8 protein-coding genes are annotated in these 14932 nt (G+C 60.1%); 2 read left to right on the forward strand and 6 right to left on the reverse strand.

Translation table 11 applies throughout. The features are described from left to right. Positions 1–9: 9 nt before the first annotated feature. The 3 genes from narJ to BUC36_RS15615 form a co-directional block, all read right to left on the reverse strand. On the reverse strand, positions 10–702 hold the full coding sequence (gene narJ, locus BUC36_RS15605; protein ID WP_073276857.1) for a nitrate reductase molybdenum cofactor assembly chaperone: 693 nt from the start codon (positions 700–702) through the stop codon (positions 10–12). After that, positions 702–2228: a nitrate reductase subunit beta gene (gene narH / locus BUC36_RS15610; RefSeq protein ID WP_073276859.1), complete on the reverse strand. Its 1527-nt coding sequence runs from the start codon at positions 2226–2228 to the stop codon at positions 702–704. The genes narJ and narH overlap by 1 nt, the downstream gene beginning before the upstream one ends. A 107-nt stretch (positions 2229–2335) precedes the next feature. Continuing rightward, the gene (locus BUC36_RS15615) at positions 2336–6049 is read right to left on the reverse strand and encodes a nitrate reductase subunit alpha (RefSeq protein WP_073276861.1); all 3714 of its coding nucleotides are present in this window, start codon (positions 6047–6049) and stop codon (positions 2336–2338) included. Positions 6050–6426: 377 nt separating this feature from the next. On the opposite strand from BUC36_RS15615, the gene BUC36_RS15620 reads away from it, so the two are divergent. Then, positions 6427–6993: a hypothetical protein gene (locus tag BUC36_RS15620; protein ID WP_073276863.1), complete on the forward strand. Its 567-nt coding sequence runs from the start codon at positions 6427–6429 to the stop codon at positions 6991–6993. Between the two features lie 255 nt (positions 6994–7248). Here the strand turns inward: BUC36_RS15620 and BUC36_RS15625 are convergent, their stop codons facing one another. Continuing rightward, positions 7249–10539, reverse strand: coding sequence for a carboxyl transferase domain-containing protein (locus tag BUC36_RS15625; RefSeq protein WP_073276865.1), 3291 nt, complete (start codon positions 10537–10539; stop codon positions 7249–7251). Next, entirely contained in the window at positions 10536–12248 is a 1713-nt protein-coding gene (locus BUC36_RS15630) for an AMP-binding protein (protein ID WP_200797297.1), read from the reverse strand. The genes BUC36_RS15625 and BUC36_RS15630 overlap by 4 nt, the downstream gene beginning before the upstream one ends. 517 nt (positions 12249–12765) lie before the next feature. Here BUC36_RS15630 and BUC36_RS15635 point away from each other — a divergent pair. Beyond that, on the forward strand, positions 12766–13416 hold the full coding sequence (locus BUC36_RS15635; protein ID WP_073276867.1) for a TetR/AcrR family transcriptional regulator: 651 nt from the start codon (positions 12766–12768) through the stop codon (positions 13414–13416). A gap of 69 nt (positions 13417–13485) precedes the next feature. On the opposite strand, the gene BUC36_RS15640 is transcribed toward BUC36_RS15635, so the two are convergent. Then, a complete protein-coding gene (locus tag BUC36_RS15640) occupies positions 13486–14856 on the reverse strand; it encodes a GntP family permease (RefSeq protein ID WP_073276870.1) in 1371 nt (456 codons plus the stop codon). Between the last annotated feature and the right edge of the window lie 76 nt (positions 14857–14932).

A 14932-nucleotide genomic window follows, 5' to 3' on the forward strand; every position in this document is an offset into this window, starting at 1 on the left:
GTGCGTCTCTCAGTTATCGCGGGAGGTCATGATCAGTTTGCCCGCGGCTTTAAGTTTCGCCACGATACTGCTTACGGGCTTGTTATGGTGGGCGGCCATAAAAGTCACTGGCTCTTCCTCCCAGCTGTCATCGACGGAGGCATTCTCCGATTCCTGACCCCGGGCGAGCAGTTCGCGAATTGCTTGCGGATCGGGTTTCTCATCCGCCAGGCAGAGCAGTAGGTGGAACAGACCTGCGTACTCTGATTCCCGTTCATCCAGCCGTTGCTTCAACACGGCAAATACATGCGCCGGTTGCGACAGCCAGTCACGGGCTTCGTCTACTGGCAGGCAGGAAATAAATTCCAGGAACATCGGAATGAAATCCGGAAGCTCATCGCGCGTCATCAGATAGCCGCGTTCGATGTATTCCTCGCCGAGATTGATCATCGCCTGGCCGCGTTCGGCGTTCTCCCCATGAATATGCTCGAAAAAATGCAGCGACAAAGCGCGGGAGTTGTCAAAAAGGGCTGAATAGCGCATCTGCAAGTCGAGCAGCGGGGCACGCTCGAACTTTTGCAGCAATGGCTCCAGATGGGCAATATTGCCAGCGGACAGGCATGCCTCGCCTTCGATTGCTTTGCGCACTTCCGCAATGTGCGCCTTCAGGGTCTCGCTCGGGTAATCCAGCAGATGCGCCAGCGCGCGTAGAGTCTTTCTCATCAGGGAGCGTCCGTGTAAGGTTTGGGTGGCATTTTTTTCGGCCCTCCGAACACATCCTTGTGCTTGGTCCTGCCGTGGCGCGGCTCGGTGAATCCGAATCCCACAGTGCCGCGCAGGTGGTAGCTGTTCTCGTCAAATTCCCGGTGATTGGTGGGGATGACGTAGCGGTCCTCGTAGGCGGCCAGCGCCATGTAACGGTACATGGCCTCGATGGTTGCGCTGCTGAGGCCGACGCTCTGCGGGATTTTCTCATCGCTCATACCGGCTACGGTTTTTCCGCGCATGTAGGCGCGCATGGCCAGCATGCGCTCGAGGGCCTTGGCAATGGGTGCCTCGTCGCCGGCGGTCAGCATATTGGCGAGATAGCGCAGGGGTATGCGTAGCGACTGCACATCCGGCATGCCGTTATTGACGGCGATCTTACCGGCTTCGGCCGCGGCCTGGATCGGCGACAGCGGTGGTATGTACCAGACCATCGGCAGCGTGCGGTATTCCGGATGCAGTGGAAAGGCCACCTCCCATTCCATCGCCATCTTGTAGACGGGCGATTTCTTTGCCGCATCGAGCCAGGCTTGCGGTACGCCATCCCTGCGCGCCTGTCGCTGCATTTCCGGGTCGTTGGGGTCGAGGAAAATATCCCGCTGCGCCTGGTAGAGGTCTTTTTCGTTCTCGACCGAGGCGGCTTCTTCAATCCGGTCTGCGTCGTACAGCAAGACGCCAAGATAGCGGATGCGGCCGACGCAGGTTTCCGAGCAGACCGTCGGCATACCGACTTCAATACGCGGGTAGCAGAAAATGCACTTTTCCGATTTTCCGGTGGACCAGTTGTAGTAGATTTTCTTGTACGGACAGCCGGACACGCACATGCGCCAGCCGCGACATTTATCCTGGTCGATCAGGACAATGCCGTCCTCTTCCCGTTTGTAAATGGCCCCCGAGGGGCAGGAGGCGAGACAGGAGGGGTTGAGGCAGTGCTCGCACAGCCGCGGAAGGTACATCAGGAAAGTTTGCTCAAACTGGCCGTAGATTTCCTTTTCCACGCCGGCAAAGTTGTAGTCCCTGGAGCGCTTGCTGAATTCCCCGCTCAAGTCATCTTCCCAGTTGCCACTCCACTCGATCTTGGTCAGGGCTTCACCGGTAACCAGGGAGCGGGGCTTGGCCGATGGCTGCGCCTGCAGTTCCGGTGCTTTCTGCAGCCAGTCGTATTCGAAAGTGTAGGGCTCGTAGAAATCGTCGATTTCCGGGAGATCCGGGTTGGCAAATATATTGGCCAGCAGTCGCCATTTGGAGCCGGCGCGGGGTTGCAGCTTGCCGTTTTTCTTGCGGATCCAGCCGCCGTTCCAGCGCTCCTGGTTTTCCCAATCCTTTGGATAGCCGATACCCGGCTTCGACTCGACGTTATTGAACCACGCATACTCGACCCCCTCGCGGTTGGTCCAGACGTTTTTGCAGGTAATCGAACAGGTGTGGCAACCAATGCACTTGTCGAGGTTCAATACCATGCCGATCTGCGCTCGGACTTTCATCGCATGTCCCTGTGCTGTCGCGGTTCAAAACCGATATCCATACTGTATGTATCCCGGCAGTAATAAACTTCAGGTATCGGGCATCCGCTACCTGAAGTCTGGGTCTGCTAGGTGTGTACTTCCTTGTCGAACCAGTTGACTTCGTTCATTTTGCGCACGACGACAAACTGGTCCCGGTTGGCGCCAACGGTGCCGTAGTAATTGAAGCCGTAAGCCAGCTGGCAGTAGCCGCCGATCATATGCGTCGGCTTCACGTTGATGCGTGTTACCGAGTTGTGGATACCACCGCGCTGGCTGGTAATTTCCGAGCCAACCGTATTCACAATTTTTTCCTGGGCGTGGTACATGATGGCGGAGCCGGGCATGATGCGCTGCGAGACAACGGCGCGGGCCGTCAAGGCGCCGTTGATATTGAACGCTTCAATCCAGTCGTTGTCTTCGATGCCCGCCTTTTCGGCGTCGACCTCACTGATCCATACCACCGGGCCGCCGCGGTTGAGGCTCAGCAGGATCAGATTTTCCGTGTAAGTGGAGTGAATGCCCCACTTCTGGTGTGGTGTGAGGATATTGAGCTGAATTTCCGGATTGCCGTTGGGGATTTTCCCCAATACCTGTTTGACGGAGCGGGTGTCGATCGGCGGGCGCCAGGTGACAAAGCCCTCGCCAAAAGCGCGCATCCACTGGTGATCCTGGTACAAGTGCTGGCGTCCGGTCAGGGTGCGCCAGGGGATCAACTCGTGCACGTTGGTCCAATTGGACGTGTAGGAGACGTGCTCGCTCTCGATGCCGGACCAGGTGGGGGAGGAGATAATTTTGCGCGGCTGCGAGACGACATCGCGGAAGCGAATTTTCTCTTCTTCCTTGCCTTCGGCCAGGTGGTGGTGGTCGCGCCCGGTACTCTTGCCCAGCGCCTGCCAGGCTTTGACGGCCACTTCGCCATTGGTTTCCGGTGCCAGCATCAGGATGGCTTCACAGGCTTCGATGTCGCTTTCGATTTTCGGGCGGCCGGCGCACTCGCCATCGTGGATGGTGCCGTTGAGGCTGGCCAGGTTGGCGACCTCGGTGTCGGTATTCCAGCTGAGTCCCTTGCCGCCGTTGCCTTTCTCCTCCAGCAGCGGACCCAGGGAAATAAAGCGCTGGTAGGTGGCGGGGTAGTTCCTCTCCACCACGGCGACATCGGGCATGGTGCGGCCCGGTACAGGTTCGCATTCGCCGCGCTTCCAGTCCTGGGGTTCGTAGGGCTGCGCTATTTCTGCGGGGGCGTCGTGCTGGATCGGCGTCATCACCAGGTCCTGCTCGACACCCAGCACCTCCGGGCAGACCTCGGAGAATTTCTGCGCGATGCTTTTGAAAATATCCCAGTCGCTGCGACACTCCCACACCGGGTCGACCGCCGCGGTGAGGGGGTGAATAAACGGGTGCATATCTGAGGTGTTCAGGTCGTGCTTTTCGTACCAGGTTGCCGTCGGCAGCACTATGTCGCAGTAGAGGCTGGTGGTCGACATCCTGAAATCGATATTGACCATGAGGTCCAGCTTGCCGGTGGGCGCTTCATCGTGCCACGCCACCTCCGTGGGCCGCACGACCTCGTTGCTCTCCTCGGTGCCGACGACACCGTGCAGGGAACCGACAAAATGCTTGAGGAAGTACTCGTGTCCCTTGCCGCTGGCACCCAGCACATTGGAGCGCCAGAAGAACATGTTGCGCGGCCAGTTCTGCGGGTTGTCCGGATCCTCGCAGGCAAAAGTGAGTTCGCCGGACTTCAGCATCTGCGGGACGGCGTCCTTCGGAGATAGGTCAGCTTCCTTGAGCTTCTTGGCTACCTGTAACGGGTTGGCCTGCAGTTGCGGTGCGGAGGGCAGCCAGCCCATGCGCTCGGCGCGCACGTTGTAGTCGATCATCGCGTGGTCCCAGTCACCCTCGGGCGCGAGCGGTGACAGGATGTCGGAAACCTTCAGCGATTCGTAACGCCACTGATCGGTGTGGGCGTAGAAAAAGGACGTGCCATTCATATGGCGGGGCGGGCGCGTCCAGTCGAGACCGAACGCCAGCGGCAGCCAGCCGGTTTGCGGCCGCAGCTTTTCCTGGCCGACATAATGTGCCCAGCCGCCACCGGACTTACCACAGCAGCCGCACATAACCAGCAGGGCGATGATGCCGCGATAGTTCATGTCCATGTGGTACCAGTGATTGAGGCCGGCGCCCACAATCACCATGGAACGGCCTTCGGTTTTCTCCGCGTTGTCGGCGAACTCGCGGGCGACATGAACAATTGCGTCGCGTTTGACACCGCAAACCGATTCGGCCCAGGCGGGGGTGAATGGCACATCGTCATCGAAACTCTGCGCCACATTGTCGCCACCGAATCCTCTATCCACGCCATAGTTGGCGAGGAACAAATCGAACGTCGAGGCGACACGACAGGGGCCATCTTTCAGCTCGACAGTAGCTACCGGCACGTTGCGGTTCAGAATCGTATCGTGCGCCGTGGCCACAAAAGTTTCCGGCGCGTCGGCGCCGAAGTAGGGGAAGGCGACGGCCTCCCGGTTGTCGGTAATTCCTTCCAGGCTCAGCAGCAGTTTGGTATCCCGGCCCTGGCCATCCTTTTCTTCCAGGTTCCATTTGCCCTGCTGCCCCCAGCGGAAACCGGCGCTGCCTGCCGGGCAGACGACGCCGCCGCTGTTTTCATCGAAGGCAACCGGCTTCCAGTCCGGATTGTTGCTTTCGCCCAGCGCATCGGCAAAGTCGGCGGCCCGCAACAGGCGGTCCGCCACCAGGCGGCCGTCGCGCTCGACCAGCTTCACCAGGAAGGGCAGGTCGGAGTAGCGTCGCGCATAGTCGACAAAGTAGGGGACCTGCCGCTTCACATAGAATTCGGTGAGAACCACATGGCCGAGGGCGAGCGCCAGTGCGGCATCGGTGCCCTGCTTGGGATGCAGCCACAGGTCGGCAAACTTGCAGGCTTCGCTGTAGTCCGGGGACACGACCACACTCTTGGTGCCCTTGTAGCGCACCTCGCTGTAAAAGTGCGCGTCCGGGGAGCGGGTCTGGGGAATGTTGGAACCCCACACAAGCAGGTAACCGGAGTTATACCAGTCGGCGCTCTCGGGGACGTCGGTCTGTTCGCCCCAGGTCTGGGGGGAGGAGGGCGGCAGGTCGCAGTACCAGTCGTAGAAACTCAGCAGTGCGCCGCCGATCAATGACAGGTAACGGCCGCCGGCGGCGTAGGAAACCATCGACATCGCCGGAATCGGCGAGAAGCCGGCCACCCGGTCCGGCCCGTACTTCTCAATCGTATAGGCATTGGCCGCCGCAATCAGCTCGGTCACTTCATCCCAGTCAATGCGCACGAAACCACCGCGGCCCCGGCGCGATACCCAGCTGTCGCGGGTGGGCGCGTCCTCAACGATGGAGCGCCAGGCCGCAACCGGTGATTTTGTCGCCCGCGCGGCGCGCCAGGCTTCGACCAGTCGTGCCCGCACCAGCGGGTATTTCACCCGGGTGCCCGAATAGAGATACCAGCTGTAACTGGCGCCGCGCGGGCAGCCGCGCGGTTCATGATTGGGGAGGTCCGGGCGCGTGCGCGGATAATCGGTCTGCTGCGTTTCCCAGGTGACGATGCCGCCTTTCACATAAATTTTCCACGAGCAGGATCCGGTGCAATTCACGCCGTGGGTCGAACGCACGATTTTATCGGCGGCCCAGCGTTTGCGATAAGCGTCTTCCCAGTCGCGCGATTCGTCGGTGGCGATGCCATGCCCGTCGGAGAATTTTTCGGTGTGTTGGCGAAAGAAGGTAAGGCGGTCGAGAAAGTGACTCATCGGAAACCCATCCGTGGGAGAAATGCTCTGAGCAGTGATTAATCAACCTAGTTTTGCCCATGAGGGCTGTCAAACCGGTTTGATCTGCGGCCATCCAATCCATGCGCAGGATCCAACGTGAAGGGAATATCGGTGATTTCGCACGACGAAGACTGGGTCTGATCCGGCCATTTGACTGCCCAGCTATCCGCGCTATAGGGGTGCGGGAAAAATGACGGCTTAATTATTTGTTTAACTTGACTGAACCAATATGTCGGGTTGCGGCTGTTATGCGACACAAATCTGCCGCGGACCGCAGGCGCTATGCTTTTCTTATGCTCGATTAACCTGGAGGTGGCTTTGTCGCGCAGCCCGGCCGCCAAGGATCCATTGAAATCGTGAATACATTTGAACACCTCTCCATCACTTTCATCTTGATTCTCGTGCTGGGCGTGACCCGTATCGTTAGCGATGTCGCCGGCGCTTTTCTGCGCCGACACATTTCGCGCCTGCACTGGGTTCCGCTGACCTGGGCCTTACTGGTGCTGGTGTGGCTGGTGCAGACAATTTGGGCGATTTATGGGCTCAGGGAGTTCGAGGCAGCCTGGGATATTGTCGACTTCGCCATTCAGCTATTGGGCGTTCTGTTCCTGTTTGCGGCGGCCTGTACAGTGGTGCCCCGGGCGCACGATCACGATCTCGGGCTGTTCGAACTGTTTCAGCGGGACGGGCGCTGGGCGCTGCTGTTTCTCGCGCTTTTTTTCCTTTTGGCCGTCGTCATCAACCACCGCCTTTACGGCGTCGACTACTGGTATATCGGCAACCTGGAGGACATGGTGCTGGCGGTGATCTTGTTGATCATCCTGTGTTCTCGCAGCCGCTCTAACTGGGCACTAGGCACTTGGCTTTTTATAGTTGCGACGCTTGTCGCGATGCTAATCCTGACGCCGGCCCAGCTTCGCTAGTGTCGGATTCTACTGATACCGGGAGGTAAGGTTTTCCAGCGTCCTGGCCACGGGAAAGCCGTGAGATCCAGATTTTCAGGGGTGGGGCTCAGGGATGGGGCTCAGGAGACGGGGTGCCGCGCAGCAGATGACACAGGCGGTAGCGCAAGATCGGTATGAAATTGCCGCCTGTGATGCCATCCGTGGCATCGAAGGTTCCAGATCCCGTCACCGATGCGGTGCGGGATCTGCACTAAACCCGGCAGGATTTTCCGATTACCAGGTATCGATACAGGGGCGCTTCTTGCCGTCGCGGCGGGACGGCGTCGGCGTGCAGGCGCGGCCGCGCGCGATCCAGTCACGGGTCTCCAGCGGGTCGATCACCGCGTCGATCTCCAGGTAGCTGGCCGCATTCATCGCGTTGCCGTTCTGGTACATCTTGTCGACCATCGCGCGGAAGGTCGCTTCGCGCTCTTCCGGATCCTCGATCGCGTCCAGCATCTTTTTGGCACTAATGCGCACCGCGCCTTCGATCCCCATGGCGCCGTACTCGCCGTTCGGCCAGGAGGCCGAGAACACCGGTGCAGAGTAACCGCCACCGGCCATTGCCTGGGCGCCGAGGCCGTAACACTTGCGCAGTACCACGGTAAACAGTGGCACGGTCATATTGGCCGCGTGGACGAAGATACGGGAAATGTGGCGCACGGTGGCGTTTTTCTCCGACTCCGGACCCACCATGAATCCGGGCGTGTCCACCAGGGAAATCATCGGGATATCGTGGGCGTCGCACAGCTGGATGAAACGCGCCAGCTTGTCGCCGGCCGGGGCGTCGATGGCGCCGCCGATGATGCGGGAATCGTTACAGAACAGGCCGTAGGGCTTGCCCTCAATGCGCACCAGCGCGGTGATCATGTTCTTGGCGAACTCCCTGCGCAGTTCCAGCACCGAGTCCACATCGCACAGGGTCTCGATCACCTCGCGAATGTCGTAGACCGCCATGCGGTTTTCCGGCACCAGGTGGCGCAGTTTGCGCTGGTCGTGGCTTTCCCAGCTGTCCAGGTCGCCCTGGAAATAGGACAGGTACTGCTTGGCCACTGCCACGGCTTCGGCCTCGTCTTCCACCAGTACGTCGATCACGCCGTTGGGGCTCTGTACCGATACAGGGCCCACCTCTTCCGGGGTGCATTTGCCCAGGCCGCCGCCCTCGATCATCGCCGGGCCGGCCATGCCGATGCTGGCCTGTTTGGTGGCGATGGTCAGGTCGCAGACGCCGAACAGTGCGGCGTTACCGGCAAAGCAGTTGCCGGCGACGATGCTGACCGTGGGCACCAGCCCACTGAGTTCCCCGAGGGCGGTAAACGTGTGGATGTTCAGGTAGCCGACACCGGGGTAGTCGGTGTCGGACGGTCGGCCACCGGCACCTTCGGCGAACAGCACCAGCGGCAGGCGCCACTTCTTCGCCACTTCCAGCAGGCGGTCGGTTTTCTTGTGGTTGACGAAGCCCTGGGAACCGGCCATCACGCTGTAGTCGTAGGCCATCACCGCACAGCGGGCGGCTTCGCTGCCAAACTGTGCGGCATTGACGGTACCGACGCCGGTAATCTTGCCGTCGGCGGGACTGAGTTCGATCAGCTTGTCGAGATCGTCGCCGTGCTTCTTGCGCTGCGCCGCCACGGCCAGCTGGCCGTATTCGTTGAAGCTGCCTTCATCGACCAGGTCGTTGACGTTCTCGCGGGCGGTGCGCTTGCCGACGGCGTGGCGCTTGGCCACCGCCTCGGGGCGGCTGGCATCGAGGGTCTTGTCACGGCGTTTGAAGAACGCGGCCAGGTCGTCGCGAATATGGTCGAGGTCGATTTCCATCTCGGAGTGGACGCGCTCGAGAGACACATCGCCCGGCTGGATGACCGCCAGCAGCTGGTGTTCGTCGATGATATCGCCGGCCTCGTGCACCAGCACTTCGGTGATAACGCCGTCATGCTCGGACTTGACCGGGATCTCCATCTTCATCGCCTCGATGACGGCGATTTCCTGGCCGGCCAGCACCTCGTCGCCGGCGCTGACGTTGACGCACACCAGGGTGCCGGCGGTCGGCGATTTGAGCGCTTCACAGCCGGCCGGAATCGTCACGGCCTGTACTTCTTCGTCGGCGCCACCGGCGGCTTCGAAGAAATGCTCGTCGTGGGCGCCTTCGCTCAGCAGTTCGGCGATATGGGCTTCGACGAATTTGGTGTTGACCCGGTTGTTCTGCACCTCGTCGCGCAGCAACAGGTTCATCAGCAGCGTCTTGTTGCTGCTGACGCCGTCAATATTGAGTGCCTGCAGGCTGCGATAGACCTTGTTCAGCGCCGCGCCGTAATCTTCGCCTTTGGCAATTACCTTGGCGCCGAGCGAGTCGTAGCTGGGGCTGACCTTGTAGCCGGCGTAGAGATAGTCGTCGACACGGATATTGTGGCCGTTGGGCACCTGGTAGGACTTGATCACGCCGGAGGCGGGTTTGGCGCTGCCGTCGGGCAGCATCTTTTCCAGGTTGATACGCGCCTGGATGGCACAGCCGAGCTTCGGCGGCGCCTGCGTGAGCCCCAGCTCTGACAGGGTCCGGCCGGCGGCCAGCAGTATCTGGTATTTGACCAGGTTGAGTCCGCTGATTTCCTCGGTGATGGTGTGCTCCACCTGGATCCGCGGATTGACCTCCATGAAATAGAAGTTGCTGTGGTCGTCGGCGTCGAGCAGGAACTCGAAGGTGCCGAGCCCCTGGTACTTGACGTCGCTGGCCAGGCGCAGCGCCGCCTCGATGATCGGCATGCGTGTGTCGTCGACGAGGCTCGGGCTGGGGGCTATTTCCAGCAGTTTCTGGTTGCGCCGCTGCAGCGTGCACTCGCGTTCCCAGGCGTGGATCACCTCGCCGGTGCCGTCGCCGAGGATCTGCACCTCGATATGGCGGGCGTGTTGTACCAGTTGTTCGACGTACAGCTCGCCGCTGCCGAAGGCGATGGTCGCCTCGTCGCGGCACTGGTTGTAGGCGCTTTCCAGCTGCTCGTAGTCGGTGACCGGGCGCATGCCGCGGCCGCCGCCGCCGGCGAGCGCCTTGATCATCACCGCGGCACCATCGCCGAGCGATTTGAAGAAAGCCTGCACCTCTGCGAGCGTGCAGGCCTTGTTGATGCCGCTGGTCAGCGGCGTGTCGGAGCGAATCGCCATTTCGCGCGCGATCGCCTTGTTGCCGAGCTGGTCCAGCAGCTCGGCGGAGGCGCCGATAAAGGTGATACCCTCCTCGGCGCAGCGGCGCGCAAAGGCGCTGTTTTCGGACAGGAATCCGTAACCGGGATGGACCGCATCACAGCCGTACTGTTTGGCGACGGCAATCAGCTGCTCGATATCCAGGTAGGCCTTGACGCCACGGCCGCTCAGCTGCACCGCCTGGTCGGCTTTCTTTGTGTGCAGCGACTGGCTGTCGTCCTCGGCGAAGACCGCCAGACTGGCGATCCCCATATCGGCACAGGTCTGAGCGATGCGGATCGCGATTTCGCCGCGATTGGCGATCAGGATCCTTTCGAAAACTTTACTCATACTTCTTGCTCTAGCTCCACCTTGCGGATTTTGCCGGTCGGGGTCATCGGCAGCTGGTCCTTGATGCGGATTTCCGGCACCTTGAACACCGCCATGGCACCCTTGCACCAGTCGTGCAGTGACTCTTCGGTCTCCTCGAAGCCGGGCTTGAGGGTGAGGAAGGCAACCGGCACCTGGCCCTTTTTCTCGTCCGGGCGGCCGACAACGCCGCAGGCGCCCACCGCCGGGTGTTGACCCAGCATAGCCTCGACTTCGGTCGGAAACACGCTCATGCCGTTCACCTTGAGCATTTCCTTGCGGCGGCCCAGGTAGCGGAAGTAGCCCTGCTCGGTCAGCATGCCGAGGTCGCCGGTGCGGTACCAGCCACCGTCGAGGAACAGGGTTTCATTGACTTCGGGCTTGTTCCAGTAACCCTTCATCATCGTCGGCGTGCGCACCAGGATCTCACCCTCGCTACCCAGCGGCAGCAGCTCGCCGGTCTCGAAATCGCAGATCTTGATCTCGTTGCCCGGGACCGGCAGGCCGAGGAAGGCCGGCTCGATGGACAGGTCGAAGTCGTCGTCCTGGAAGCCGGCAGTAAAGGTGTCGCAGGTATGGGTTTCGGTCATGCCGTAGGCGACTTCGAACAGGGTGGTGCCGGTCAGTGCGCGCCAGCGCTGGCGGTAGTCGTGGTTCAGCTTCTTGATGAACGAAATACAAGGCGTGATGTTCAGGGAACTCAGGTCGTACTTCGCTTTATCCGGGTGGTTCAGAATCTCGTCGACACTGTCGACCAGCACGATGGAGAGGTTGACCTTGTAGTGCTGCACCAGCTCCATAAATGCCACTGCATCCCAGCGGGCCATCAGCACCAGGGTGGCGCCGCTATAGATCGGCATCAGCAGCCCTGTATTCTCGCCGGCAATCCAGAACTCCGGCAGGAAATTGATCATTACCTGATCGGTACCCTCGGGGCCGACCTCGCCGAACACCGCCGGGTAGTAGGCGGCCATGGAGCCAAGCATGTTGCGTTGAGTGTGCATGACGCCTTTCGGCAGACCGGTGGTGCCGCTGGTGTAATTCAGCGCGGCCAGGTCATCCAGGCCCGGGCTGTAATCGAGCGGTTCGGCCGGCGCGGTTTTTACGGCCGGCAGGAAATCGACGATCGGCGCGGCGAGCTCCACTTTCGGCGCCAGAAACAGGTCGGGCAGGGTGGCGGTCGGGTTTGCCGGGGTCAACTCGGCGTAACTGGTGGCGAGCAGGTGTTCGATACCCAGTTTTTCGCACACCGGCTGCATGATTGGCAGCAGCGCATCGAGACAGAGCGCGACTTTCGGCTGGCTATCGCCCAGTTGGTGCAGCAGCTCCATTTCCTTCGACAGCGGGCTGACCGGGATATGCACGGCGCCGCACTTGAGGATGCCAAAGAAGGCGATATGGAATTGCGGGCAATTGGGCATGAACACGGTCACGCCGTCACCGGGCTGAACGCCATAGCTGCGCAGCAGGTTGGCAAAGCGGGTGCTGAGTTCATCCAGTTCGGCGTAGCTGAGATCGTAGCCGTAGAAATGGATGGCGGGCTTGTTCGGGTTGATCCTGGCCCACTCCGCCAGGTATTCGGTAACGGGCTTCTCGCCGTGCGGATACAGCGGAGTCTGGGGAACGCCCTGCGGCCAGTTGGCCTGGTGCAGTTCGCGGACCTGTTTCAGGTAGGCTTGTTCGTTCATCATCGGCCTCTTCTTATTTAGTGCGCTGAAGTTGGATCTTCATTGCAGTTAACCTCACTTTACGGACTGTTAGCCCTCCATTGCCATTTAGCCGTCTCGCAGTACTTTCCGATCTGGGGGGAAGTACCTGAATGTGGAAGGACGTTAGTGGTCCCGTCGTTCGGTCGTTTAAAAGCATTGCGCCCCAGGGGCCTGAGATCCCGCCTGAGAGGAGCGGGGCCAGAGGTAAAATCCGGCGCGCAAGGCTATTACACGAGCCTAAAAGTACAGTTGCTGTAAAAATGTGTCAACAGGAATTCTGGTCCTGATGTAAGTGGACCGTGACTGCTTTAGACTAAAAGTTGCTGCTGCGGCTTTTAACCTTTGTGCGCGGCGCCTTATTATTGTTTTTTTGATTAAGGCTCTCGCGCATTGTGTACGGTTCCGTCAACAATGGTGACTGGAGGCGAGGCTGGGGTCAGAATTGTAATAAAAGTGAATCCGTAATGGCTTCAGGTCATTTATTTTTTAGGTTGGGGCGATGAATTTACGCGAGCGCAAGAAACAGCAGACCCGGACGCGATTGCTGGAAATAGCAGAACAGCTGTTTTCAGAGCTGCCGTATGAAGAGGTGATGATTGACGAGATCGTTGCCAGGGCCGATATCAGCCAGAAGACCTTTTTCAATTATTTTCCGAGCAAGGCTTACCTGCTCGAAGAGCTGCTGTTGAACTGGTTGCGGGAAGTCAACGTCTGGAGCCACGAAAGCGAACTGGAACTGAACCTGAAATCGGCCATAGTGCCGCCGAACATTGACGAGATACAGGACTGGATCGTCAGGCACCGCCGCGTATTGCAGATGATCATGTATCACACGGACCTGTTCTCTTCGGTCTATTTTTCCGGAACAGCCCCGGCGGGCAAAAACCTGTTGTTCCCGCCGTCGTATCGCAAGCCGAGAATGGAGCGGGTGCAGAAAGCCCAGTCACTGGGGATTATCCGCCCCGATATTGCCGCCGAGTTGATCTGTGACATGTACGACTGGCTGCGTGTCGATGTCGTACAGCGGTGGCTGGCGCTGCCGGACGAGCAGGCCACGGCGGAGGGATTCAAGAAGAGTTACGATGAGGTGGTTGAGGTGCTGTGCCGGGGCTTCGAACCCCTGGTGGTTGCGGCACCTGCCGATGCCTGATGGTATGCGGCCGGCCCCGCGACACGGTGCAGCACTGCTGTTGTGTCGCGTAACCGGCTACACGGTCGCTTACAGATAGAAAGCGCCGGCCATGGCGATGCCGATCAGTGCGGCGATGATCGGAATCAGCACTGAGACGATAAAGATCTCCTTGTAAGATTCCTTATGGTTGGAACCCATAATGGTCAGGAAGGCGATTACCCCACCACAGTGCGGCAGTGAATCCAGGCCGCCGGAAGCCATTGCCGCCAGTCGGTGCAGTACGTCGGCCGGGATACCCAGCTCCAGGTAGGACTGTCCCATGGTCTGTAGGAAAATCTGCAGGCCGCCGGACGAGGAACCGGTGATACCGGCAATCACACTGACCGAACTCAACAGTGACAGCAGCGGCGACATATCCAGGCTGAGCATGGTGTCGACAAACCACTGGAAGCTCTCGGTCTGCGACACGACACTGCCGAAGCCGATCACGATCGCCGTATTGAGTACCGGCATGACCGCGTTGTTGGCACCTTCGCCGATCACGGCAACCACAGACTGGCGCGCCTTCGGCAACAGCAGAATGATGGCAAACCAGCCCACCACCAGGCAGATGACCGGCCAGAAAATCGGCTGTTGCTTGGCATAGGTGACCGCGCTGGCGATCAGCGAGCCGGACTGCGGATCGACAAACTTGCCGAGCACCGTCGGCAGTGCGATCAAGCCGAGCACCACGATCAGCGGCAGCGAAGACGGCAGCCAGTGCGGCAGGCGATCGTCGTGCGGCACCTCATCGTCCTGTTGCACCAATTCCCCCCCGTGACCACCGCCACTCAGGGCCAGCCGCTTGCGCTGACTTTCCAGATACCACATGCCGAGACCAAGCATGACCAGGCTGCCGACAAAACCGATGACCGGCGCGGCGTAGAGGTCCGTTTCCAGCGCTGCGGCCGCCAGCACGTTATTCAGCGATGGCGTGCCGGGCATGGCGGTCAGGGTAAAGGTGCCGGCCCCCAGCGCCACTGCGCCCACCATCAGGTGCTTCGGAATTCCGGCGCGCTGGATCAGCTGCTGGCCCAGCGCGTTGACAGAAAACAGCACCACGAACGCGGACACGCCACCGTAGGTCAGCACCGCGCAGGCCAGTGCGATGATCCACAGCGAGCGGTGCGCGCCCAGTTTTTCCGCCAGCGTGTGCGCGATACTGGACGCGGCGCCGCTGTGCGACATCAGCGCCCCGAAGATTGCGCCGGCGACAAACAGCAGGAAAAACCGCCCAAAGAACGTGAAGGCTCCCAGCTTGCCGAAGGCGAAGTATTCATTCAGACCCGTGGCGATATCGATGTCGTTGGTGATCAAAACGATCAGCGTGCTGATCAAGCCGGCGACGATAATGTTGACGCCGCGCAGCGCCATCAGGATCAGCGCCAGCAGGGCGATGACTAGTCCGAAAACTCCCATGGAATACCTCTTTTTTATGGCTTTGCGAAAGTGGGAATCAGGGTTGGGTTGTTAAAAAAGGCGTGCCCAGACACGC

Source organism: Microbulbifer donghaiensis, assembly GCF_900129095.1.
Taxonomy (GTDB): domain Bacteria; phylum Pseudomonadota; class Gammaproteobacteria; order Pseudomonadales; family Cellvibrionaceae; genus Microbulbifer; species Microbulbifer donghaiensis.